Genomic DNA, 23,657 nt, shown 5'->3' with positions numbered 1-23,657 from the left:
CCGTAGTTCCGTCCCGCCCCCTTGGTCAATCGCTTGATGGAGAGGGTTTACGGTCAGTCCGGAGCCCAGTACTTGACGAGGGCCTTGTCCAGGTGCGCCACGACCGGCTTCCAGGTGGGGGGCAGCGTGTAGCGGGTGACGCGATGGCCCTTGTACGCCAGCGTGTAGCTGAGGAAGTCCGCGCCCTGCGGCGGGCGTTCGGAGCGGCCGATCTTCAGTTTCTTGAGGTAGCCGCGCAGTTGGCGCTCCTCCTTGGCCGTGAGGCACTTGGCCACCACGGGCCCGGTACGGCGGCTGAGCCGCACACAGCCGTCGGTGTAGACCGTCACGCGGTTCTGCAGCCCCGCGAAGCCGCCCTCCTCGCGCAGGTCGACCAGCACCTTCCGCTGCGTGGTCACCGCCTCGGCGGGCAGCGCGGAGGCCGTGACGGCCAGCGCGAGCGCCGGCAGAAGCACGATTCGCCAGATCTTCATACCTCTATGACGTACGGGAGCCCCGAACGGCTCACTTCCCGAGGCCCGCGTCGCGGGCGCGGACGATGGCCTCGGCGCGGTCGGCGACGTGGAGCTTGGCGAAGATGTTGGAGACGTTGTTGCGCACGGTCTTCGGCGACAGGAACAGGGCCGAGGCGATCTGCGCGTTCGAACGGCCGGCCGCGACCAGCGACAGGATCTCCCGCTCGCGCGGCGTGAGCTGCGGGAAGACCGGGTCGCCGGGGGCCGCGGCGGCCCCCTGGAAGAACTCGGCGACGCGCAGCGCCACCGCCGGGCCGAAGATCGCCTCGCCGTGCGCGACCGCGGTGATCGCCCGGACGATCTCGCCCTGGCCCGCCCCCTTGAGCAGGTAGCCGCGGGCCCCCGCGCGCATCGCGGCGAACAGCGTGGCGTCCTCCTCCGACATGGTCAGCACGACGACGGCGACGTGCGGGCTGTCGGCCACGATGCGCCTGGTGGCCTCGATGCCGTCGAGCCCCGGCATGCGGACGTCCATCACCACGACGTCCGGCTGGAGGTCGGCGGCGCGCTCGACCGCCTCGGGGCCGTCGGCGGCGGTGCCGGCCACCTCGATGCCCGGGATCGAGCCGAGCAGCAGCGCGAGCCCGTCGCGGTAGACCGGGTGGTCGTCGGCCAGCAGGACCCTGATCGGCTCCTGGTCAGACATCGGCGACCTCCACCCGCATCGGCAGCCGGGCCAGGACCAGGGTGCCGCCGCCGGGCGGGCAGCTCACCTGGCAGTCGCCGCCCAGCTCGGCCGCGCGCTCGCGCAGCGAGAGCATGCCCACGCCCGCCGCCACGTCGGGGCCGATGCCCGCGCCGTCGTCGCGTACCGCCACCTCAAGAGTCCCCTCCCGCGCGGTGAGCGTGATGTCGCAGCGTGCCGCGCCCGCGTGCCTGGCCGCGTTGGCCAGCGCTTCGGACACGATACGGTAGGCCGCCACCTCGACCGCCGCGGGCAGCGCGCCCAGCGGGCCGTCGCCGGTGACGCGGACGTCCAGGGCGGCCGTGCGGAACCGGCCGGCCTGCTGCTCGATCGCGCGCAGCAGGCCCAGCTCGTCGAGCGCGGGCGGGCGCAGGTCGTGGACGAGCCTGCGCACGTCCGCCAGCACCCCGCCGACCTCGGCGGCCGTCTGCTCCAGGATGCGGTCGGCCTGCTCGGGCGCGCTGCCGGCCAGGTTGCGGGCCGCCTCGATGCGCAGCGCCACCGCGCCCAGGCTCGGGCCGAGCCCGTCGTGCAGGTCGCGCCGGAGCCTGCGGCGCTCCTCCTCGCGGGCCAGCACCAGCCGGGCGCGGATGCGCTGCAGGTCGGTGCTGAGCTCGACGGCCCGCGCCGCGGCGGCGGCCTGGCGTACGAGGTCGCCGAGCAGCCGCTGGTCCCGCTCGGTCAGATCGGTACGGCACAGCACCAGACGCCCCACGGTCTCGCCCCGGTAGGCCACGGGCAGCGACACCGACGGCCCGCGCGGCGACCCGTGCTCCACCACGGAACGTTCCCCGCCCGGCCGCTCGATCTCCACCCGCACGTAGGCCAGCCGGAACGCCTCCGCCAGCGTCGTGGCCACCGCGAGCAGCTGCTCGTCCGGGTCCGTGGCCAGCTCCAGCCGCTCGGCCAGCGTCGAGACCGCGGCGTACGGGTCGTCCCTGGAGCCGCGCACCAGCCTGCGCACCGCCCGCCAGAGCCAGGTGCGCAGCGGGGCGTACAGGACGGCGACGATCGCGATGGCGGCCAGCGCCGAGTCCCGTTCCCCGAGGACGCTGCCCACCAGCGTGAACACCACCACGTCCATGACCACCACGAGCGCGGCGAGCAGGCCGTAGGCCACGGTGGCCGACAGCAGCCGGTCGATGTCGTACAGGCGGTACTTGGTCACCGCCACCACCACGGCCGCCGCGGTGAACGCGATGGCCAGCGTCAGCAGCACCGCCGGGATCTGCGGGGACAACGACAGCGGCAGCAGGAGCACGATCATGTCGACCAGCGCGGCCCACATCAACCAGCGGATCTGGGCCCGCCGCTCGGCGTCGGCGACCACGTACCTGCGCACCATCGACGCGAACGGCACCACCAGGCTCACCAGGACGGACGCGTACGCCAGCGCCAGCGCCGGCTCCCAGAACGCGTACGGCAGGTCCACGGACAGGAAGTCGAGGCCGAGCCGCGCGATCTCCGGCGGCATCGCCTGGTCGTGGTAACGCTCCATCACCGCCGTCGGCGCGGTCACCAGCAGGGCCGTGAGCAGGCCGGTCAGCACCAGGCTCGTCACCGACAGCGCCCGCCACACCCGCCCCGGCGGGAGCCGGCCGTCCGGGAACAGCAGGATCAGCAGCGGCAGCCCGAGCAGCAGCGACGCCCCGAACCGCGAGTAGGACCAGTACGCCGCCGCGGCCCCCGGCAGGCCGGGCGAGACGTAGGCGGCGTACGTCGCCCAGCTTCCCGCGAGCCCGTCCAGCAGCCACAGCAGCCCGAACACCACCAGGACCCGGGCCACCGGATGCCGCGGCAGCCGGCGCAGCAGCAGCGCGCCGGGGACGAGCTGGGCGAGCCCGGTCAGCGCGGCCGGCCAGCCGGGCTCCAGCTCCGACGCCGCGGGCAACCGCACGTCCCGGGCGGCCACGTCCAGCGCCACCGTGGCGAGCGCGATCGCGACCCCGGCGACCGCCACGCCGACGGCCCACCACCCGCGTGCTGCGGCGGCAGGGGACGTCGCTGCCGCTAGAGGGGCGGAAGGTCCGTTTTCTGGCACGGAACGTATTACACCCGACGCCGTGTCCTCATGTCCCGGGACAGGGGTCCCGTCGATGGCGGGACCGGCGGCTCTGCCGGCCCGGGGCGGCCCGCCGGAAACCTGGAGGCACGACATCCCCTCGAGGAGAAAGGACCTCCCGTGGACGGCAAGATCACCACCACCCCCGCGCGGGCCCGCACCGACGTGCCCGCCGCCCCGCCCCCATCCGCAGGCCCCGCCATCGCCCCGGCCGCCGTCCGCAGGCTCGGCCTCGCGCTGAGCGCCGGCACGCTCGCCTGGACGGCCAGCATCTTCGTCTACGGCACGCAGGCCCAGGGGTTCGGCGGGCGGGTCGGCGACCTGACCGGGCTGCTCTTCCAGCTCGGCCTCTTCGCCCTGCTCGCCGTGCAGATCCCGACCCGCGCGACGGGCACGTCCGGCTTCGCCAGGATGATGCTCAAGGTCGAGCTGGTGCTGCTCGGGCTGGCCAGCGTCTGGTCCCTGCTGCACGGCGTCCTGCCCGACGACCTCCAGGACGGGCCCGTGATGCAGGCGCTCGACGTGTTCTGGCCGGTGTCCATGCTGGGCATGATGGCCATCGGCATCAAGATCGCCTTCGCCGGGCGCTGGCGCGGCGCGCTGCGGTGGTGGCCGCTCGTCGCCGAGAGCTGGGCCGTGGTGACGGTGCCGGCGTACGTGCTGTTCGGCGAGTCGATCTCGAACTGGATCGGCGGCATCCACCTGGTCGTCGGGTACGCCACCCTCGGCGCGCTGCTCGCCCTGCGCCCGCGGCTGACCTCCTAGGCCGGTGGCGTGAGCGGCAGAACGGCGGTCACCTCGGTGCCGCCGCCCGGCCGGGGGCCGATCGCGCAGGTGCCGCCGATCTCGGCCGCGCGCTCGCGCATCGACGTCAGGCCCACGCCCGGCGACGGCTCGTCGGGCAGGCCGGTGCCGTCGTCGGCGACCGACACCCGCAGCGCCGCGGCCTCCCGCCGTAACGTGACCAGCACCGACGTGGCCTGGGCGTGGCGGCGCACGTTCGTCAGCGCCTCCTGCGCGATCCGGTACGCGGCCGTCTCGACCGCCGCCGGCAACCCGCCGAGCGCGCCCTCGGGCCGGTCGGGCAGGTCGGGGCTCGCGGTCACGGTGACCTCGACCCGGGGGCCCGGGGCCCGGCCGAAGGCGCGCAGGGCGCCGGCGAGGCCCAGCTCGTCCAGCACCGGCGGGCGCAGGCCGTCCACCAGCTCGCGCACCGACATAAGCGTGCTGGTCATCTCCTCGCGCACCCGGACCAGCAGCTCCTCCACCGACTCGGGGTCGCGCTCCAGCCGCCGCCGAGCCTCGTCCAGGGTCATCGTCACGCTGGTCAGCGTGGGGCCGAGCCCGTCGTGCAGCTCCCTGCCCAGCCGGCGCCGCTCCTCGTCGCGGGTGGCGGTGATCCGCTCGTGGGAGTCCCGCAGGTCGGTGCTCAGCCGTACGGCGTGCGCCAGCTCGGCCAGGTGCTTGGCCATGACGTCCAGCGGCTCGCGGCCCGGCCGCGCCCCGGCGATCCGCAGCCGCCCGACCGGCTCGCCGTGCCAGGTCAGCTCGACGGACCGGGACCGGGCGCCCAGCTCGCCGTCCACGAACGACAGCGCGGGCTCGCCCGGCACCTCCACGCCCACCCCGCGGGCGACCAGCGACGTGCGCACGACGGAGATCGCCTCGGCCAGCGCCCCCGCCGGGTCCCCGGCCCGCTGCACGGTACGGCTGAGCAGGTCGGCCGCCCGGTACGGGTCGCGTTCCACGTTGAACAGCCGGTCCACCGAGCGCTGGAGGCGCAGGCGTACGGGATGGAAGGCCGCGCCGGTGACCATCGCGGAGGCGAGCCCCGCCGCCGCGCCGTAGCCGTCCGCCAGGCTGTTGGACGTCCAGATGAGCGCCGAGTACGTGAGGCCGGCCCCGACCGCGAGCGTGCCGTACACCAGCGTGCGGTTGAGGATGAGCCGGATGCCGTAGAGCTGGTGGCGCAGCACGGCGGCGATGATCGAGATGGGGATGCCCGCGGCCAGGAAGACCCGTACGGCGATGATGAAGGTGTCCTGGGTGCCCGCGCTGGCGATCCAGTAGACGACGAAGATCACCATGGCGTGGAAGTACCAGGTGATCTGGCGGCGCACCTCGGGCGTCGCCGCCCGGTACCTGAAGCCCAGCGAGACCACGCCGAGCAGGCACAGCAGGATCATCGGGGGGCCGATCCACGACTCCACGACCTCGGGGACCCTGCCCAGCGCCGCCACCCCGAACGGGTTGCCCACCGGCACCCCGAGCTCGAACGACGGGTCGGGGGACAGGCCGAGCAGCAGCGAGTGCCCGGCCATGAGCACCAGGTTGCCGTAGAGCACCGGCCGCCAGCGCCTCGACGGCAGCCGCCCGTCCGGGAAGAGCAGCGGCATGATCCCCGTGAACGTGGGCACCGGCAGCAGCCACAGCCAGATGGCCGGCCAGGCGACGTAGGGCAGGAGCGGGCCGGGCGCGTGGAAGTACATCCAGCCGGTCAGCGCGAACAGCAGCGAGTACGCCGACCAGACGACGCCCGTCGCCCACATGAGCCAGGGGACCGGCAGCCGGGGCCGCCGGCTGATCAGGAACGCGCCGGCGAGCGGGAACATCAGCCCGATCGGGTCGAGCCCCTGCGTCTCGGCCAGCCCGCCGAGCTGCGCCGCCAGCACCGCCGCCGTCACCACGGCCGCGAGCGAGGCCCCGGCCGCCGCCCACACCCCCGCCAGCACGAGCCGCCGCCACACCCGCGTGCGGCCGGGCCCGTCCGCGCCGGGACCGGGATCGTCGTGGTCGGCAGGGGTCATCGTGGCTCCTTGACCGGCAGTTCCGCGACGACCTCGGTGCCGCCGCCGGGGCGGACGTCCAGCTCGCAGACGCCGCCCACCTCCTCGGCCCGCCCGCGCATCAGGGCGGCCCCCTGGCGGCGCTGCTCGGGCAGCCCGATCCCGTCGTCGGACACCGTCAGCCGGAGCCCGTCGCGCCGCTCCACCCTGATCAGGGCGGTGGTGGCGCGGGCGTGCCTGCGCACGTTCGCCACCGCCTCATGTGCGATCTTGTACGCCGCCACCTCCACCGCGGCCGGCAGGTCGGCCAGCGAGCCCGAGACCACCACGTCCACCCTCGGGCCGGGCGCGTCGGCGAGCAGCCGCAGGGCGCCCTCCAGGCCGAGCTCGTCCAGCCCGGCGCCGTCGAGCGCGGGCGGACGCAGGCCGTACACCAGGTCGCGGACGTCCACGATGGCCTCGGTCATCTGCCTGCGTGCCGTGCTGAGCAGGGGTTCGACCGAGCCGGGGTCGCTGGCCAGGCTGAGCCGGGCCTGGTCGACGCTCATCGCCAGGTTCGTCAGCGCCGGTCCGAGGCCGTCGTGCAGGTTGCGGCGGAGTTCGCGGCGTTCCTCCTCGCGGGTGACCATCATGCGCTCGCGCGAGCGTTGCAGGTCGGCGCTGAGCCGTACGGCGTGGGCCACCTCGGCGAGCTGCCTGGCCAGCATGTCCAGCAGCGCCCGGTCGCGCGGCTCGCCGCTGACCGACAGCCAGCCCATCGACTTGCCGTGCCAGACCAGGCGTTCGACCGAGGGGGCCGGGTCCATCTCGCCCGCGATGACGCTGCGCACCCGTCCGCCGGGCAGGACGACCTCGACCGCGACGCCGGGCGCCCCGAGGGCCAGCCGGACGGCGTGGGCCGCCGACGCCAGGGCCTCGGCCGGCCCCCTGGCCTCCTGCACGCTCCGGCTCACCCGGTCGGCCAGCCGGTACGGGTCGCGCTCCCACCTGAACAGCCGGTCCGCCGCGCTCTGCAGGCGCAGCCGTACGGGCTGGAACAGCGCGCCCGCGGCCAGGGCGGCGATCAGGTCGGACCACGTGCCGAGCAGGCCGTCGAGCGCGCCGACCCCGAAGTAGACGGTGCCGACCACGGCGGTCAGCGCGAGGTAGACCAGGGCGCGGTTGAGCAGGAGGAGGGTCCGCTCGCGTCCGCGCAGCCCGGACAGGACCGCTGCCTTGACGAGCAGCGGTCTGACCGCTCTGAGCAGCACCCGCCGGACGTTTTTCGCCATATGTCGGGCACATCATAAGTGGCGGAACCGCTATCGCAGAGAGTCCACCGGCTGCATCTTCGCCGCCCGCAGCGCCGGATAGAGCCCGGCCAGCAACCCCACCACCGCCCCGGCCACCGGCGCGGCCAGCGCGAGCCGCGCGTCGAGGAGCGGCGTCCACTGCTTGGCCGCCGAGACGGCGACGACGGCGAGCACGCCGAGGCTCGCGCCGATCACGCCGCCGGCCAGCCCGACCATCGTCGACTCCAGCAGGAACTGGGCGGCGACGTGCCGCCGCGCCGCGCCGAGCGCCCGGCGCAGCCCGATCTCGGGCACCCGTTCCATCACGGTGACGAGCGTGACGTTGGCGATGCCGACCGCGCCCACCACGAGCGAGACCAGGCCGAGGATCAGGAACAGCGCGTTGACGTCGTCCTGGGCGGCGTCGCGGGCCCGCGTGGGGCCGGGCGGCGCGACCACCTGGAGCAGGTCCTCGTTGCCGGGGCTGAGCGCGACCGGCGTCTGGCCCGCGACCAGCGCGGTGGCGCCCAGGCCGGTGTTGACCAGCACCCTGGTGACCGTCCGCAGCCCGAACCGGGCCCCGGCGGTCGGCGGCACGAACACCGCCGCGCCCAGGTCGCGCTCCCGGCGCAGCCCGCCGAGCACGCCGATCACCGTGTACGCGTGTCTCCCGATGAAGACCGCGGGCGCCCCGTCGAGCCGGGTGATCCCGAGCAGCCTGGCGGCCTGGTCGCCGAGCACGGCCACCCGGTCGCCGCGCCGGACGTGCCCGGCGTCGTAGAACCTGCCGTGCAGCATCGTGCCGCGCAGGGCCCCGGGAAGGCCGGTGGTCGCGGCGACCACGGGCAGCGACTGCGTGGTGATGCGCGCCGGATCGACGATGTCGTTGGAGCGTACGGACAGGTTGGCGGCGTCGTCGTTCTCCGACAGCGCGGCGGCCGACTCCACGCCGCGCAGCCTGGTCAGCCGGTCCACCGCGTCCCAGGTCACCAGGGGCGCGCCCGGCGAGGCGGGCACCTCGACGGTGATGGCCGTGGCCACCAGCGCGTCGAAGTGGCCCACGACCTGGTTGCCCGCGGTGGCGGCCACGCCGAGCGTCACGACGAGGGTGGTGATGCCGAGCACGGTGCCGAGCGTGGTGAGCGCCGTGCGCAGCGGCCGGGCCAGCAGGCCGGCGACGGCCTCGCCGGCCAGGTCACGCAGGTCCATCACTCCTCCACCAGGACGCCGTCGGTGATCCGCACCCGCCGCTCGGCGCGTGCGCCGACCTCCTGCTCGTGCGTGATGACCATGATGGTCAGGCCCTGCCGCCGCAGCTCGTCGAACAGGTCGAGCACCGCCTCGGTGTTGCGGCTGTCGAGGTTGCCGGTGGGCTCGTCGCACAGCAGCAGGGACGGGGAGCCCATGAGGGCCCTGGCGATGGCCGTGCGCTGACGTTCGCCCCCGGACAGCCGGCCGGGCGCGAACGCCGTACGGTGTCCGAGGCCGACGCGGTCGAGCGCCGCCAGGGCCCGCTCCCGCCTGCCCTTGCGTGGCTGCCGGGTGTAGAGCTCGGCGAGCATCACGTTCTCCACCACACTTCGGTGGGCGAGCAGGTGGAAGGACTGGAAGACGAAGCCGATCCGCTCGCCGCGCAACCTGGTCCTGGCGCGGTCGGGGAGCGTGGTGGTCTCGGTGCCGTCGAGGCGGTAGCTGCCCGCGTCCGGCCGGTCGAGCAGGCCGAGCACGTTGAGCAAGGTGGACTTCCCGGACCCGGACGGGCCCATGACGGCCACGTAGTCGCCGCCGAGCACCCGCAGCGAGACGGCGTCGAGCGCCCGGACGGGCGGCTGCGCTGGATAGCGTCGCCCCACCTCGACCAGCTCGATGACCGGCTCAGGCATCGCCGACCACCACCCTTTCACCCTCCTTGAGGGCGCCGGTGACCTCGACGTTCCCGTCGGCGGACAGGCCCGTGCGGACCTCGACGTCCCTGGTGCGGTCGGCGGCGTACTCCACCCGCACCCGGGCCCGGCCGTCGGCCGAGGTGATCACGGCCGCCACGGGCACCACCAGGACCGGGTCCTTCGTCGCCCCCACGGTGATCCGTGTCGTCACCGCGGTGCCGGCCTTGAGCCCCTTCGCCGACCCCGGCGTGATCAGGACGGGCTGCGCCCCGGCCTCGACCGCCGCGGAGCCCGGGACCTTCGCCTTGTCGCCCACGGCGGTCAGCCGGGCCGGGTACGACCGGCCGGTGTCCAGCTCGACGGTCGCGGGCATGCCCGCACGCAGCAGCTCGGACTCCGCCGCCTCGACCGACGCCGTGACCGCGAACGACGAGCTCGTCACGGTGGCGACCTCGCCCTCGACGCGTTGCCCCGCCTTCACCGACACCTTGCGCACGCGGGCCGGCAGCTTCGGCAGGAACACCACCTCGCCGGGCGGGATCGAGACCCCGTACGTGCGGGAGTACTCGGCCAGCATCTCCTCGGCCGCCGCCACGTCCGCGCGGGCGCCGGTCACCTTGAGCCGGGCGGGGGAGAGCTGCCTGGCCTGGCGCAGCGCCTGCTCGGCGGTCGCCAGCGTCTCCTGGGCGGTGCGCACGGCCGCGCGCAGCTGCTCGGTCCGGGCCGCGCGGGTCTGCTCGGCCTCCTTGAGGATCAGGTCGCGGGACTCCTGGGCGGCCGACAGGTCGGCGCGGGCGTTGGCCACCCGCAGCTCCAGCAGCCGCGTGTCGGCGGGTGAGGTCGTGGGCTGGGGAGCAGCCGTGATGGTGGGCGCCGGCGTGCCGGTGGGGGCTGCGGTGGCGGCTGTCGTGGGCGCGCTCGTGGGCCGGGTCCGGGCGGCGGCGAGGGCCTGCTCGGCCTCCAGCAGCCGCTCCTCGGCCGCCCGCACCGCCGAGTCGGCGGCCGACAGCCGGGCCTCGTCGGCCGGCAGCAGCTCCTGGGCCTGGGCCTCGGTCAGGGCGCGGCGGGCCGCCGTGAGCCCGGTCCTGGCGTTCTTCAGCCTGAGCTTGAGCGGCAGCACGTCACGTCCCCGGTCGAGGGTCTGCTTCTCGGCCGCCAGGGTCTCCTTGGCGGTCCGTACGGCCTTGCGCAGGGTCTCGTAGGTCTGCCGGTCGGCGAGGGTGGGCCGCTGGGCCTGGTAGCCCTTGGCCGCGTAGAGCCGGGTGAGCGCGGCGACCGTGGCCCGGTCGAAGACGCCGGTGGACGGCGCGCGGTGGCCCAGCCTGCGCAGCGCCCGCTGCAACTGGGTGACGTCGTCGCCCTCGCTGCCCGGCGTGATCGTGCGGTGCATCGGCACCGAGCCGCGCAGGACGAACACCGGCCGGCCGTTGACCTCCATCAGCACCCCGCCCTCGGCGATCCGGCCGGGACGCGGCGCCCTGGTGGCCCGCTGCAGCTCGGACGCGCCGCCGACGGCCCCGGCCAGGCCGACCGGCAACGGCGAGCCGTATTCGAGGGTGCCGTTGACCACCACGGTGCTGACCAGCCTGCGGCGCTCGACAGCTGCGGTGACCAGGGACGGTGCGGGCGCGGCCCGCCTGCTCGCCTCGTCGGCCGGCGAGCGCAGCCGGGTGCTCACCGCCCACCCGGCCAAGGCGACGAGCACGACCCCGGCGAGCACGACGGCCAGAAGCCTGCGTGGAGATCTCATGAGGACGTCAGAACGCGAACTGCTCGTTGATCTTCCGCTGGACCGCGGTCTCCTTCGGCGTGTAGGCCGCGTAGAAGTCCTTGCCGCACTCCAGGTCGTCCAGCGCCGCCTTGACCTCCTGGACGAGGTACGGCTTGGCGGCGTCGGGGGTGAGCTCCGGCATGTGGAACTGCTCGGTGTCCTTCGTCATCTTCGGGGTCTCGGGGAGGTTCTTCTGCTGCCGGCGGCCCAGCTTGTCCTGCCGGCGCATGAACTCCCGCTCGCCGCGCTGGTTGAGCGCCGACGGCTTGGTGTCGGCCACCGAGTAGCCCTTGGCCTTGAGGCAGGTGGCCATGGGACCGGCCAGCTCGACCAGTTGGGGGTCGCCGTCCAGCTCGGTGGCCTTCGCCCGCTTGTGGGCGGTGGCCAACTGGGAGAAGTAGTCGATGTTCGACTTCAGGGTGAGGCCGAGGACCTGGTTGCCGGCCGTGACGACGCAGGCGTCCTTGGCCTTGTGGTAGGCGGTGAGCTGGGCGGTGGAGAGGTCTGCCTGGATCTTCATGTTGGGATCCGGGTCGGCCTTGCCGCCCGGACCGTCCAGTTCCCCGGGGTAGGCCTGCAGGGCGAACACGCCGAATCCGTATTTTGCGCGGTATTTCTTCATCGCCTGGTAGTCACCGGAGGCGCGCTTGCGCTCGTCCTCGCTCTTGTCCTCGGGCTTCACGTACGGCACGTACGTGAAGCCCTTCTGCTTCATGCAGTCGGCCTTGGCCGCCTCGAACTGATGCTTCCTGTCCTTGGCGGCGGCCTGCGACGGCCGGGCGGTCTCGGCGGCGCCGGTCGTGCCGGCGGCGCCCCCGCAGCCGCAGAGCACGGCCGCCGAGAGCGACATGGCGATGGCCAGGCGGGATCTCTTGAGCATGGCGGAGACCATACTCCGTTCAACGGAGCATGGTCAATCCAGGCAATGCCGCCGCTGGCGGAAGGGCGCGAAGGCGGCCCCCACGATCAGCAGCGCGAGCACCCCCCAGTAGGCCAGGTGCTGCCGGGTCAGGTCGCTGGAGTGCAGCACCAGCTCGCCCGACGTCGTCGCCAGGTAGATCGCCGCCGCCAGCGTCCACCGGTGGTCGCGGGCCAGGTAGGCGCTCCCCGCCGCCAGCCCGAACGCCACCACCTCCACGACCAGCCTGCTCAGGCTGATCGGGAGCGCCGAGGAGTCCTCCATCCATTCGGGGCCCGCCCAGCTCGCCGCGACGACCGCCGCCCACCACCACCACGACCTCGTGCGCGGCGCCCGCCGCAGGACGAGCAGGCCGGCCAGCGCCACCGTGTAGGTGCCCGCCACCAGGTAGGGGTCGCTGTCCATGAACAACGGCCGGACCTGGAGGAACGTCGGATAGACCGGTAACAGCGTCGCGTCGAACAGCTGCCACCCGCCGGCCAGTGCCACCGCCTTGGTCCCGGTGAGCAGTGTCAGCACCGCCGCCGTGCGCAGCCGTCCCCGCACGGTCGCCAGCAGAGTGAGCGCCGACAGCAGCGTCCAGAGCGGCAGGGTGCCGGCGTAGGGCAGCAGGGCGGCCAGGTTCGCCGCCGCGACGGCGGTGACGGCGAGGTGCACGCCGTCCGCCCAGGGGCTGCCGGTCGCCAGGTGGACGATCCGGCTGCGCACCCCGCCCCTGAGCAGCCCCCACGCCTCGCGCGGCACCGGGACGCGCCGCCCCGGCGCGGCCGATTCGAGCAGCACGTCGAGCAACTCGTCACCATGGGCCGCTCGGTAGGTCCTGGGATAGGCGAGCAGGAGCTTGCGGTAACGCCGTTCGAGCGCGGACGCGGCTCGCACGGACCCGACGGCCGTCATCCGGCCGACGGCCGCAGGACGAGTGAGGCGGCCGCCTGCATGCGTCTCGCCTCGGCCTCCACCAGCGCCCGGCCCTCGTCGGTGATGCGGAAGTAGCGCCGGTTGCGCCCGTTGACCGTCTCCTCACGGTCGACGGTGATGACGCCGCGCTCGTTCAGGCGTTCCAGGATGCCGTAGAGCGTGCCGACGGAGGGCTGGACCCGGCCGCCGGACAGCTCCTTGACCGACTTGCTGATCGCGTGGCCGTGCAGCGGGCCGGCACGCAGCGCGGCGAGCACGAAGTACATCGGCTCGCTGACTTCTGAGGTTCCCCTGGGCATGGGGGAGACAGTATTCCGTTCAACGGAGTGTGGGCAACGCGGACGGCCACCGGACCGGAACGACCGCCCGCGTCGCGCCTCATCGGACGTGAAGGCCGCCCGCGTCGCGCGTCACCGGCAGCGGTCGCCGTTGAGACGGAAGACCTCCGGGTCGGGGTTGGGCCCCGAGGCGTGCGTGCCGACGAAGCCGAACGTCACGGATCCACCGGGCCTGATCCGGCCGTTGTAGCCGAGGCTCTCCGCCGTCACCACCGCGCCGGACTGGGTGAACTCGGCCCCCCAACCCTCCTTGATCCGCTGGCCGCCGGGGAACGACCAGCTCAGGGTCCAGCCGTTCACGCTCTCCCTGCCGGTGTTCTCGATCACGATCTGGCTGGTGAAGCCGCCGGGCCACGAGCCGTGCGCCGAGTAGCGCACCCGGCAGGCCGACTGCTCGCCCTTGTCCGCCAGGAACGCCGACACCCACGCCAGCGGCGAGTTCCAGTTGATGGTCAGCTCGTTGGTGGACCAGGACTCGATGTCGTCGACGTAGCAGAACTGCGGCTTGCAGCCGCGCAGCAGCCGCTGGGCGACCGGGTCCTGGATCGCGGAGTTGGGGCCGCCGGCCAGCGAGCCGCGCGGCGGGTGGGGCAGCGCGTGGTCGAGCTGGTGGGCGTACCAGCGGCTGTGCTGGTTCTGGGCGGAGACCTCGCCGTAGCCGGTGACGTAGGAGATGTTGAGCGCGTTGCGGCCGAGCAGGTAGTCCATGCCCTCCCGTACGGCGGCCCGGTACTTCTCCTGGCCGGTCAGGTCGTAGGCGGTGGCCAGGACGACCAGGTTGTTGAGGACCAGGTTGTTGGAGCCCCAGTCGAAGTCCGCCGGCGCGTACGGCAGCCCGTACGGGTGCGCCCGCTGGACCGCCAGGTACTTGTCCGCCCCCTCGACGACCGACTGCCGCACCTTGTCCCGGCCAGGCAGCGCGTTGGGCACGGTCGCCAGGCCGAGCCGGCCGAGCTGGGCGGTGTTGCCCCAGTCGAAGCCGCGCTCGCGCCAGATGTCGCCGGTGTGGTGCGGCGAGGCCAGCACGAAGTCCGCGAACTCCTTCTCGCCCGTCGTGAGGTAGAGCTCGGCCGCCGCCCAGTAGAACTCGTCGGTCACGTCGGCGTCGTCGTAGGCGCCGCCGCCCACGCCGTCGGCGGGGTCGGCGTACCGGGCCGGGTTCGCCTTCGCCGCCGCCCACGCCCTGCGCGCCGCCGTGAGGTTCCTCGTCGCGAACGCCGCGTCGTAGGGCGCGAACAGCCGGGCCGCCTGCGCCGCCGTCGCGGCCAGGTTGAGCGTCGCGGCCGTGGACGGCGGGTGGAGCTCGCGCTTCTGCGGGTCGAGGTGCGGCAGCAGCGGCAGGCCGGTCCAGTTCTGGTCGTGCACCTTGTGGTGGGCCATCCCCGCGTACGGCTTGCCGTCCGGCACCTGCATGCTCAGGATGAACTCCTGCTCCCAGCGGGCCTCGTCCAGCACGTCCGGGACGCCGTTGCCGCTCTCGGGGATCTTGAGCTGGCCGTCGGTGAAGGCGACCCGGTCGCGTTCGTAGGCCGTCATCAGCTGGTGGACCGCGATGCCGCCGTTGACCACGTACTTGCCGTGGTCGCCGGCGTCGTACCAGCCGCCCTTGACGTTCAGGGTGTAGTCGCAGCCGCCCGGCCGGCAGGGCACGTCCGTGTCGCCCTGGTTGGGGGACGTGCCCGCGTGGCCGGCCGGGCGTCCGTAGCCGGGGCGCAGGCTGTCGAGGATCTCGATGCCGCTGCGCTGGGTGTAGTAGAACTTCAGCGCGTCCGTGGGGAGGGAGTCGTACACGTCCGCGCCGATGTCGAACGGCCTGCTGGTCTCGCCGTCGGCGGTCAGCGTGTAGCCCTCGCCGGGCTTGGCGTAGGCGCCGAAGTCGATGGTGTGCACGTTCTGGCCGGAGCTCGCGTCCATGCCCTTGGGGCTGGTACGGCCGTTCGCCACCCGCTTCTGGGCCGCGTCGCGCAGCTCCCAGTCCAGGGGCGTGGCGGCCTCGGTGACCAGGGTGGCCTTCTTCGGGCCCGAGGGCAGGTGGCCGACCATGTTCACCCGGACGCGCGGGCCGGTGTCCGGCTCGTAGACCTCGGGTTCGGCGCCGCCCTTCAGCGACACGTCGTCCATGCAGAACCTCCAGGGCTCGGCGCTGCCGCCCAGCTGGAACGCCACCTGGGCGTTCGGCAGCGAGACCGGGGCGGTGAAGGTGTAGGAGTAGTCGTTGCCCGAGACGCTCAGCTCCGGGGCGGCCGACAGGTACTGCGTCCACGGGTCCACGGGGAGCTGGATCAGGGCCTTGCCGACCTTGGCGGGGGTGGCGGAGGCCGAGAACCTGTAGGCGTAGGTGTCGCCGGCGACCAGCGGGACGCCGTCCTGGCCGATGATGACGTCCCAGGGGTTGGCGGTGCCGCCGGGGACGTCGGCGCACAGCCTGCCGCCGTCGACGGTCAGGGTGGTGTTGCCGGTGCTCCACCAGGGGGCGGTGCCGGCGTCGAAGGTGCCGTTCACGATCTGCTCGGGTCCCTCGTCGGCGGCGCGGGCTGACGCGGCGGGGGACAGGGCGACCATGGTGAGGAGGGCCAGCAGCGCGGCCCGGCATCGGGTCATGGAGGTCCTTCGGGGGATGGGAGCGCTCCCAATGGCGCGATCCCGATCCTCCTTGCCCACCGCTGCCCCGTCAACGGGTGCGCCCGATCGAGCCCCGAAGACCCTGAAACTTTCACACCCGACGCCGCTCCAGCGCCGCAGCGCGACGGCCGTGCCTCTCACATGCCAGGGGGAGCGCGAGGGCCCTGACGCCCTCACGTGGTGGGGGGATCGGGTGTCAGGTGTCGGATGAGGTCCGCGGCTCTGCGGCGGTCGTAGGCGACGGCCAGGCGGTCGGCGGCGGCCAGCGCCTGTTCGGCGGCCCGGACGGCGGCCCTTCTCCTGCCCGCGGCGGCCAGCACCAGGGCGCGTGCCCACCCGATCCTGGCCGCCGCGCCGGGGTTGCGGGCCAGGTAACGGGTCAGGTGGGTGTGGAGGCGCCGGGCGGTCGCGCGGTCCACGTGGTCGCGTACGTGCCACAGCAGCTCCGCCAGCCCCGACCAGCACTCCAGCATGCCGGGCTGCGCCGACGGCAACCCGTCCGCCAGCGCGAGCGCCCGAACCAGCACCCTCCGCACCTCGGCAACGTCAACCATCACCGGGACCGCCGGACCCGCCGGGTTCGCCGGACCCGCCGCACCCCCCGGACCAGCCGCGCTTGTCGGACCCCCCAGGGCCACCCGGACCTCCAGACCCGCCGCGCCCGCCGCGCCCGATGCGGCCGGGAACGCGGAGAGGGTGGGGGTGGCCTGGACTGTAAGCGTGGCCGGGATGGCACAAGTGGTTGCCGGCCGGTTGAGAGGCGCGCCAGCCGGGGTGGGCGCCAGCCGGTCTACAGAGGTGGCGGTGGTGGGGACGGGTGTCGTTCGGAGGGCAGGTGTGGCGGCAGTGCGGGTGGGCGTCGGTTGGTGGGGAGGGGTGGTGGCGGTGGTCAGGCGGGTGGTGGCGGTCAGGAGGCGTAGGGCTTGGATGGTGTGCAGGGACGGGCTGTCATGGAGGCCGAGCCGGGCGGCAAGGGCGCGCCGCCGTTCCGTGGACGCGCGGGCCGCCGCCAGGACCTCCCCGATCCGTTCGGCGGGCACGCCGTCGAGCCGCAGCAGCGCCTCCGCGCGGCCCGTGAGGCACCAGTGGCGGCCGATGTCGTCCCCGCCCACGCGCGTGACCGACAGCTCCTCGGTCTCGGCGAACAGCTCCGCCGCCTCGGCGAACTTGCCCTCCCACAAGGCGGTCTCGGCCAGCATGCCCGCGCAGTTCTCCGCCATCCGGGGGTCCAGCGTCCGGGCCCGTCCCTCGGCGAACGACCGGCGGGCCGCGCCGAACGCGCCCGAGTGGAGCTGGTCCAGCCCGCGCGCCAGCCGTGCCCGGCTGGCCGCCTCCGTCGGGTGCGGGACGCCGTCCAGTGCCCGGTCGGCGAGTCCGCCGTAGTGGGCGGCGAGTCCGTGGCGGCCGGCGATCCGGGCGATCGTCGCGAAGTTCGCGTACGCCTCGGCCCGCAGGGCGGGGTCCGGCGCGCGTTCGGCGGCGTTGAGCTGGCGGAGCGAGGCCACCAGCATCGTCGGCAGATCCTGCTGGTGGTAGGCGAGCCGGGCCAGCAACGTGAGCGCCTGGGCGGCCTCCGGCCCGGCCGCATCCGTCCGTCGCGGCGGCACCACGCGATGGACGGCCTGCCGGACGGCGGCGGCCAGCCCGCCCACGACAAGCCCGGCCCGCCGGACCGCGGCCGGCACGCCCACGACAGACCCGCCAGACACGGCGGGCACGGTGGGAATGGTGGCGCTCAGGGGGCCCGTGTCAGGCCCGGTCGGTCCGGTGGGGAGTGGTTCGCCGAGGGCGGTCAGTGCGGCTCTGGCCAGGCGGGCCGCCTCCCCCTCCCGGGCCAGCTGGTACGCGCTGATCCCCGCCATCCGCAACCACCGCGCCCGCAGGTACGGCACGTCCACACCGCTCTCCAGCCGGCGGCCCACGACGGCCGCCGACTCCTCGTACAGGCGTAACCGCAGGCACAACGTCCAGTAGTGGTCGAGGAAGGCGGGGTCGCCCGAGGCGGCCCAGGCCGTCCTGATGTTGTCCAGGTCGGCGCCGAGCACCCGGACGGCCTCGGTGTCCGACGCGTCCTGGAGCGCCGCGGCGTGCCGGTCGAGCAGGCGGGCGAAGCAGGCGGCGTGCCGTCCGCGCACCGCGTCCCGGGTCGCCGGGTCCTCGGCCAGGCGGGCGGCGGCGAACTGCTGGACGAGCGGGTGGACCGCGTACCGGCCAGCCGGGGTGAGGTGCAGCATGCTCTGGTCGACCAGGCGGACCAGCACCCGCGGGGTCGTGCCGGTGACCTCCAGCGCGTGCGGCAGCGTGCAGCCGCCGCCGAACACCGACAGCGCCGCCAGCGCCGCCCGCTCCGGCGGTCCGAGCAGGCTCCAGGACGTCTCGAAGACCGTCCTCATGCACGCGTGCCGCGGGCGCACGGCGGGACCTCCGGCCGAAAGGAGCTCCAGGTCCACGCCGAGCCGCCGGGCCAGCTCCGCGCACGGGACGGCGCGCAGCAGCCCGGCCGCCAGCTCGATGGCCAGGGGGAAGCCGCAGGTGGCGGCGCAGATCGCGGCCACCATGGCGGCTTCGGCGTCGGGGTCGAAGGACGGCTGCGCCCGCACCGCCCTGGCCGCGAACAGCTCCTCGGCGGCCGGCCCCGGCAGCCCCGCCACCTCGACGGCCACCTGGCCGGGCAGGTCGGGACGCCGCCGGCTGGTCGCCAGGACCCGTACGCCGGGGGCGGCGCGGAGAATCTCGCCCACGACCGCGTCGAAGCAGGGAAGGTGCTCCAGGTTGTCCAGGACGAGGAGGAGCCGGCGTCCGGCGAGGGCGGAAAGCAGGAGGTCGAGGGCGGGACGCGGCGGCGAGAGGTCCACGCCGAGGCGGCGGGCCAGCGTGGTCACGGCGGCCTCGGGACGTACCCCTACGAACGAGACGAACGCCACCTCCCGGCCGTCGCGAACGGCGGCGGCCGCGACGGCCAGCCGGGTCTTGCCGACCCCTCCGGGCCCGACCAGCGTCACCAGCCGCCGCCGCGCCACCAGCGCGCGCACCCGCCGGACCTCGTCCGCGCGCCCGACCAGCTCGGAACCGGGAACGGGCAGGGCCGCCCGCCCGGCCCCGGCCGTCGCGGCGGCGGTGCGGCGGGGGAGCAGGTCGCGGCGCAGGGCCCGGGTCTCCGGGGCGGGGGCGACGCCGAGTTCGGCGGCCAGGCGGTGGCGCAGGTCGTCGTAGCAGGCCAGCGCCGCCGCCCGGTTCCCCGCCCCGGCCAGGGACGCCATCAGCAGCCGGTGCGCCTCCTCGTCGAACGGGTCCAGCGCCGCCACGATCCGCGCCAGCCGCACCACCTGAGCGGAACCGTCGGCCCCGGCCTGTGTGAGCAGGTCGCGCAGCACCGTCCGCAGCCGGCCGCGCTCCTCCGCCAGCCAGCCCGCGAAGGCGGGGGCGTCGCCGATGCAGACGCCGTCCAGGAACTCCCCGCGCCACAGGCGCAGCGCCTGCGTGACCGTCGAGGCCGCCGTGAGCTGCCGGTGGTCCACGAAGCAGCCGTCGCCGTCACCGAGGAAGCGCACGTGGTCGCGGGTGATGTCGAGCCAGCCGCCCACCTCCCTGCGCAGCTCCGACAGCGCCAGCCGCAGGCTGCCGCGCGCGTTGGCGTCCGGGCGCTCGCCCCACAGCAGCGCGGCCAGCTCCGACCGCGACCGCGGCCCGGTCGTGGTGGCGAGGTAGCACAGCAGCGCCCTGGACTTGGCCGAACGCAGGCCCACGGGCGCGCCCCCGACGGCCAGGTCGGGCGGGCCGAGCAGCAGCAGGGTCAGCGACTCTCCCATGGCGGACGACAGTAGGCGCGCCCGCCCGGACAGACTGCGCCAAAAGCCACAGAAAGCGCGTGTTCCGCGCCACTGACCTGTGCTCTCACGGTGTGCTCACGATGCCGTCCGCACTCTGGGACCGGCTTCGCGAGAGCCGCGAGGCACGGACCGAAGGACACGACAGCATGCACGCTCACCGACTGATCGCCACGCTCGCCCTGGCCGCCGGCGTCGCCGCCCCCGCGGCCCTGACCGCGGGCCCGGCCGCCGCCACGACCACTGCCACGACCGCCTCCTGCGTCATCACCCTGTACGACATCGACGCCAACAACGTGGCCGAACGCGACGGCAAGGACGAGCTCCGCTTCAAGGTCGACGGGAACCTGTTCCCCAAGTTCAGCGCGAACTACTTCTCGATGAAGACCGGCGGCGACGGCGACCCGGCCGACTTCGAGCACCCGTCCACGCTCCTCGTGGGCAGCGAGGACGTCAAGTTCGACCTGCGCGAGGTCACCCCGCCGATCGTGGGCGAGGGCGACAGCCTGGGCAAGGCCACCGCGCACGGCTCGGTCTGCGCGGGACTGGCCGTCGGCGCGGACACGACCGAGACGACCATCGTCGAGGGCACCGACGAGACGGACTACACCTACACCGTCCGGCTCAAGCTGACCAGGCAGTGACGCGAAGTGACCTGACCTGCGCAAGGCCCCGTCGCACGCCGGCGGGGCCTTCACTGACGCCGGATGTTCTGGGAGGGTTCGGAACGTGGTCCCTGCCCTCACCCTGGCCGGGTGCGTCGCGCACGAGTTGCTCGAACGCCAGACCGCCAAGCTGGCCAGGCAGCTCGTACGCGGCTTCGCCGAGGAGATCCCCCTCTACCGGCGGCTGCCGAAGGAGGAGCTCGACGGCGAGATCACCGTCATCACCGAGCACAACCTGCGGCTGATCGCCCGCATGTTCCGCGACCGCCGCCCGCCCACCAGGGCCGAGCTGGCCCCGCTGCGCTCGTCGGCGGCCCGCCGCGCCCAGGAGGGCGTGCCGCTGGAGGCCCTGCTGGCCGCCTACCACCTGGGCGCGCGCAAGGTGTGGGAGCACCTGTTCGCCGCGGCCACGCCCGCCGACTTCGAGGACGTGCTGGCGGCCAACCGCCTCATCCTGCTCTACACGGAGTCGGTGACGGCCGCCGTGTGCACGGCGTACCTGGAGGAGCGCGAGGGGATGCTCAGCCACGAGCAGCACGCGCTGCACGCCGCCGTGTCCGCGCTGCTCGGCGGCGACCGGGCGGCCCTGGCCGGGGTGCGGCTGGCCCCGCGCTACCTGGTGCTGGCGCTCTCCGTCGGCCGGCATCCCGACGAGGAGAGCGACGAGCCGGGCGGGTCGATCGCGGGCCGCCGCAAGCTCCACCGGATCAGGACGGCGCTGCAGCGGGGCGCGGCCGAGCCGGTGCTGTCGGTGCTGGACACGACGGGCGGCCTGGTGTTCGTGCCGATCACCGGCGAGGACCCCGACTGGTACGAGGTCGGCGAGACGGCCGCCGCGATGGCCAAGGCGGCCGGCGTGCCGGTGTGGGCCGCGGCCGAGATCGCCCCGCCGACCGGGGTGCCGGAGGCGGTCAAGCTGGCCGAGGAGGTCCTGGAGGTGGTGCGGGTCTTCGAGCAGCCGCCGGGCGCCTACCGGCTGGCCGACGTGCTGCTGGAGTACCAGCTCACCAGGCCGAGCCAGGCCACCGCCGTGCTCGCCGGCCTGCTCGACCCGCTGCTCGACAACCCCGACCTGCTCAGGACGCTCACGGTCTACCTGGACACCGGCCTCGACCGCCGCCGTACGGCCGAGCTGCTGCACGTGCACCCCAACACGGTCGACTACCGCCTGCGCAGGGCCGTCAGCCTGACCGGCCTCGACCCCGTCGACCCGGCCCACCTGCAACGCATCGGCGCGGCGCTGGCCGCCAGGCGCCAGCACCGCAAGTGAACGGGAGCCGCCCTCGGCGGGGACGGCTCCCGTCGCACGATTCAGAGCGTTCAGACCGAGGACACCGCGGCGGTCACCACGGTGGCGAAGTTCCGCATCCCGAGACCGTTGGGGTGGAACGGGGCGGCGGGCGAGGCCGGCACGTACGGCTCGATCCAGCGCACGCTCGGGGCCTTGCACGGGTCGTGGCCCACGCTCGGCGTCTGCAGGTCGACGAACGACACGCCCGCGGCGGCGGCCTGCTCGGCCAGCATCTGGTTGAAGTACTGGAGGGTGGCGCGGATGTAGTTGGCGTCGGCCTTGATGATCGGGACGGTCGGGTAGCAGCCGTTCGGCGGCGCGTAGGTGGCGTAGCCGACCATGAAGATCCGGGCGCGCGGGGCGCGGGCGCGGATGTCGGTCACCAGCGTGGTCAGCTTGGGCCGCAGCGCGTCGGTCTTGACCCGCCAGGAGTCCTGGCCGTTGACGATGTAGTCGTCGTTGCAGGCGTCGCCGATGGGCGGGGGCAGCAGGTTGAGGCAGTCCTCGATGAAGCCGGTCAGGCCGACGTCGTTGGCGCCGATCTGCACCGTGACCAGGGTGGTGTCCGAGCTGAGGGCGTCGAGCTGGGGCGCGACGCTGCCGAGGTCGGTGCCCTGGGGGTTGTACATGTCGCGGGTCTTGGCGCCGGAGCAGGTGACGTCCCTGAAGGTGGCGGCGCCGATGGCCTGGGCGGTCAGGTGGGCGTAGTTGTGGTCGGAACGCCAGCACCCGAGGTCGGGCACGACCTGGTTGGGCACCAGGGGACCCGACGCGGCGGAGTCGCCGAGCGCCACGTACACCTCGCCCTGGGCGGCGTGTGCGGGCGGCGCGACGCCGAGCGCCAGGGCGGTAGCGGAGAGCAGGACGAGCAACCGTCGGACCATGGAGGACTCCTTCGGCGGGGGTGGGGGGTGCGGAAGCCGTGCCGGTCACCGGCTCCGGTGGGGTGAAGCCGTGCTGGTCAGCGGCGGAAGGGCCCGGTCACCTCGTACGTGATCCCGCCGGTCCCGGCGGTCTCGCCGCTGGTGCCGCGCTGGGAGGAGAAGTAGAGCCGGGTGCCGTCGGGGGAGAACGCGGGGCCGGTGATCTCCGACTTGGCCTGGCCGTCGAGGCGCATGACGGGGGCGACCACGCGGTCGGGGGTGATGATGTTGATCTCCATGTTGCCGCCGTCCTCGGCCACGTACAGGTCGCCGGACGGGCGGCCGGTGATGTTGTCGACGCCGTCGAGGGTGCCGCCGCCCTCGTAGATCGCGGTGACCGTCTGCCTGGCGGTGTCGTAGGCCCAGACCTTGCGGTCGCCCTTGGCGGTGAAGTAGCAGATCCCGGCGGCGTAGTGGCAGCCCTCGCCGCCGCCGAAGTGGCGGGCCGCGGAGACCTGGTGCCTGGTCTGGGTGTCGAAGACGCCGGGCGTCGCGTCGGGCACGGGCCGCCACTCGACGTTGTCGCCGCCGAGCCCGCAGAGCACGTCGAGCCGGCCGCTGGACAGGTCGCCCCAGGTGGTGGGGGTGAAGCGGTAGAAGCAGCCGTCGCCCTCGTCCTCGGTCAGGTAGACGACCTTGTGGTCGGGGTCGCAGGCCGCGGCCTCGTGCTTGAACTTGCCCATCGCGGGGCGCTGCTGGGCGGAGCGGTTGCCGTACGGGTCGGTCTCGTAGACCTTGCCGCGGAAGATCTCCTCGCAGGACAGCCAGGTGCCCCACGGGGTCGCGCCGCCCGCGCAGTTGAGGTTCGTGCCGCTCAGGATCCGGTACGCCCGGTCGATCGAGCCGTCGGCCCTGAACTTGATCGCCGAGGTCCCGCCCACGAGCGGCACCTCGGAGTTGGACACGTAGATCCAGCCGGAGCCGTCGGCGAAGCACGCGCCGCCGTCAGGAGCGGGGTGCCACAGCGTGCCGCCGACGACCCGGCCCGACCTGGCCACCACCCGGCTGGTGAAACCGGCGGGCAGCGCCATGCCGTTGGCGTCCGGGGCGCCGAGCGGCCCGTACGGGCTCACGCCCGCGCCCGCCGCTGAGGCGACGGCGTCGTGCCACATCGCCCCGGAGAAGGCGACCGCCGCGGAGACGGTCCTGAGAAAGGTACGACGGCGCATCATCACTCC

Annotated in this window: 18 protein-coding genes; 3 read left to right on the top strand and 15 right to left on the bottom strand. The window is 74.0% G+C overall.

Annotated features, from left to right (window positions below; genetic code table 11):
- Window positions 1-53: 53 nt before the first annotated feature.
- Genes ABZ459_RS25940 through ABZ459_RS25930 form a run of 3 tightly spaced genes read right to left on the bottom strand, consistent with a single transcriptional unit; the run spans window position 54 to window position 3,160 of the window.
- Window positions 54-473, bottom strand: coding sequence for a hypothetical protein (locus tag ABZ459_RS25940; RefSeq protein ID WP_357975023.1), 420 nt, complete (start codon window positions 471-473; stop codon window positions 54-56).
- A gap of 31 nt (window positions 474-504) precedes the next feature.
- Complete coding sequence (locus ABZ459_RS25935; RefSeq protein ID WP_357975020.1) at window positions 505-1,161, bottom strand: response regulator transcription factor; 657 nt, start codon at window positions 1,159-1,161, stop codon at window positions 505-507.
- Window positions 1,154-3,160: a histidine kinase gene (locus ABZ459_RS25930; protein WP_357975017.1), complete on the bottom strand. Its 2,007-nt coding sequence runs from the start codon at window positions 3,158-3,160 to the stop codon at window positions 1,154-1,156. The genes ABZ459_RS25935 and ABZ459_RS25930 overlap by 8 nt, the downstream gene beginning before the upstream one ends.
- Window positions 3,161-3,382: 222 nt before the next feature.
- On the opposite strand from ABZ459_RS25930, the gene ABZ459_RS25925 reads away from it, so the two are divergent.
- Window positions 3,383-4,027, top strand: a complete 645-nt coding sequence (locus ABZ459_RS25925; protein WP_357975014.1) for a hypothetical protein — start codon at window positions 3,383-3,385, stop codon at window positions 4,025-4,027.
- Here the strand turns inward: ABZ459_RS25925 and ABZ459_RS25920 are convergent.
- The 10 genes from ABZ459_RS25920 to ABZ459_RS25875 all read right to left on the bottom strand — a co-directional run bounded on the left by ABZ459_RS25920 (window position 4,024) and on the right by ABZ459_RS25875 (window position 19,582).
- A complete protein-coding gene (locus tag ABZ459_RS25920) occupies window positions 4,024-6,069 on the bottom strand; it encodes a sensor histidine kinase (RefSeq protein WP_357975011.1) in 2,046 nt (681 codons plus the stop codon). The genes ABZ459_RS25925 and ABZ459_RS25920 overlap by 4 nt on opposite strands.
- Window positions 6,066-7,319, bottom strand: a complete 1,254-nt coding sequence (locus ABZ459_RS25915) for a histidine kinase (RefSeq protein WP_357975008.1) — start codon at window positions 7,317-7,319, stop codon at window positions 6,066-6,068. Before ABZ459_RS25915 ends, ABZ459_RS25920 begins: the two co-directional genes overlap by 4 nt.
- Before the next feature lie 30 nt (window positions 7,320-7,349).
- Entirely contained in the window at window positions 7,350-8,528 is a 1,179-nt protein-coding gene (locus ABZ459_RS25910; RefSeq protein ID WP_357975005.1) for an ABC transporter permease, read from the bottom strand.
- Window positions 8,528-9,202 carry an ABC transporter ATP-binding protein gene (locus ABZ459_RS25905; protein WP_357975001.1) on the bottom strand — a complete coding sequence of 225 codons (675 nt, stop codon included), beginning with the start codon at window positions 9,200-9,202 and terminating at the stop codon, window positions 8,528-8,530. The genes ABZ459_RS25910 and ABZ459_RS25905 overlap by 1 nt, the downstream gene beginning before the upstream one ends.
- Window positions 9,195-10,955, bottom strand: coding sequence for a peptidoglycan-binding protein (locus tag ABZ459_RS25900; protein ID WP_357974997.1), 1,761 nt, complete (start codon window positions 10,953-10,955; stop codon window positions 9,195-9,197). The genes ABZ459_RS25905 and ABZ459_RS25900 overlap by 8 nt, the downstream gene beginning before the upstream one ends.
- 7 nt (window positions 10,956-10,962) lie before the next feature.
- Window positions 10,963-11,856, bottom strand: a complete 894-nt coding sequence (locus ABZ459_RS25895) for a hypothetical protein (protein WP_357974994.1) — start codon at window positions 11,854-11,856, stop codon at window positions 10,963-10,965.
- 33 nt (window positions 11,857-11,889) lie between these two features.
- Entirely contained in the window at window positions 11,890-12,774 is an 885-nt protein-coding gene (locus ABZ459_RS25890) for a hypothetical protein (RefSeq protein ID WP_357974991.1), read from the bottom strand.
- A 14-nt stretch (window positions 12,775-12,788) separates the two neighbouring features.
- Window positions 12,789-13,112, bottom strand: coding sequence for a PadR family transcriptional regulator (locus ABZ459_RS25885; RefSeq protein WP_352320643.1), 324 nt, complete (start codon window positions 13,110-13,112; stop codon window positions 12,789-12,791).
- A 111-nt stretch (window positions 13,113-13,223) separates the two neighbouring features.
- Window positions 13,224-15,752 (bottom strand): glycoside hydrolase family 9 protein, encoded by a 2,529-nt coding sequence (locus ABZ459_RS25880; protein ID WP_357974988.1) that lies wholly within the window; start codon window positions 15,750-15,752, stop codon window positions 13,224-13,226.
- 194 nt (window positions 15,753-15,946) lie between these two features.
- On the bottom strand, window positions 15,947-19,582 hold the full coding sequence (locus ABZ459_RS25875; RefSeq protein WP_357974985.1) for a BTAD domain-containing putative transcriptional regulator: 3,636 nt from the start codon (window positions 19,580-19,582) through the stop codon (window positions 15,947-15,949).
- Between the two features lie 167 nt (window positions 19,583-19,749).
- Between ABZ459_RS25875 and ABZ459_RS25870 the strand changes: the two genes are divergently transcribed.
- Together ABZ459_RS25870 and ABZ459_RS25865 are read left to right on the top strand one after the other, a co-directional pair.
- Window positions 19,750-20,244 (top strand): hypothetical protein, encoded by a 495-nt coding sequence (locus ABZ459_RS25870; RefSeq protein WP_357974983.1) that lies wholly within the window; start codon window positions 19,750-19,752, stop codon window positions 20,242-20,244.
- Between the two features lie 85 nt (window positions 20,245-20,329).
- Window positions 20,330-21,535, top strand: a complete 1,206-nt coding sequence (locus ABZ459_RS25865) for a helix-turn-helix domain-containing protein (RefSeq protein WP_357974980.1) — start codon at window positions 20,330-20,332, stop codon at window positions 21,533-21,535.
- Window positions 21,536-21,585: 50 nt separating this feature from the next.
- On the opposite strand, the gene ABZ459_RS25860 is transcribed toward ABZ459_RS25865, so the two are convergent.
- Window positions 21,586-22,440: an SGNH/GDSL hydrolase family protein gene (locus ABZ459_RS25860; protein ID WP_357974977.1), complete on the bottom strand. Its 855-nt coding sequence runs from the start codon at window positions 22,438-22,440 to the stop codon at window positions 21,586-21,588.
- A 77-nt stretch (window positions 22,441-22,517) separates the two neighbouring features.
- Window positions 22,518-23,648: an alkaline phosphatase PhoX gene (locus ABZ459_RS25855; protein WP_357975451.1), complete on the bottom strand. Its 1,131-nt coding sequence runs from the start codon at window positions 23,646-23,648 to the stop codon at window positions 22,518-22,520.
- Window positions 23,649-23,657: the final 9 nt, after the last annotated feature.

The organism is Nonomuraea sp. NPDC005692 (assembly GCF_040631115.1).
Taxonomy (GTDB): domain Bacteria; phylum Actinomycetota; class Actinomycetes; order Streptosporangiales; family Streptosporangiaceae; genus Nonomuraea.
The sequence above is the reverse complement of the archived record's forward strand: the minus strand, read 5'-3'. Positions and strand labels throughout refer to the sequence as shown.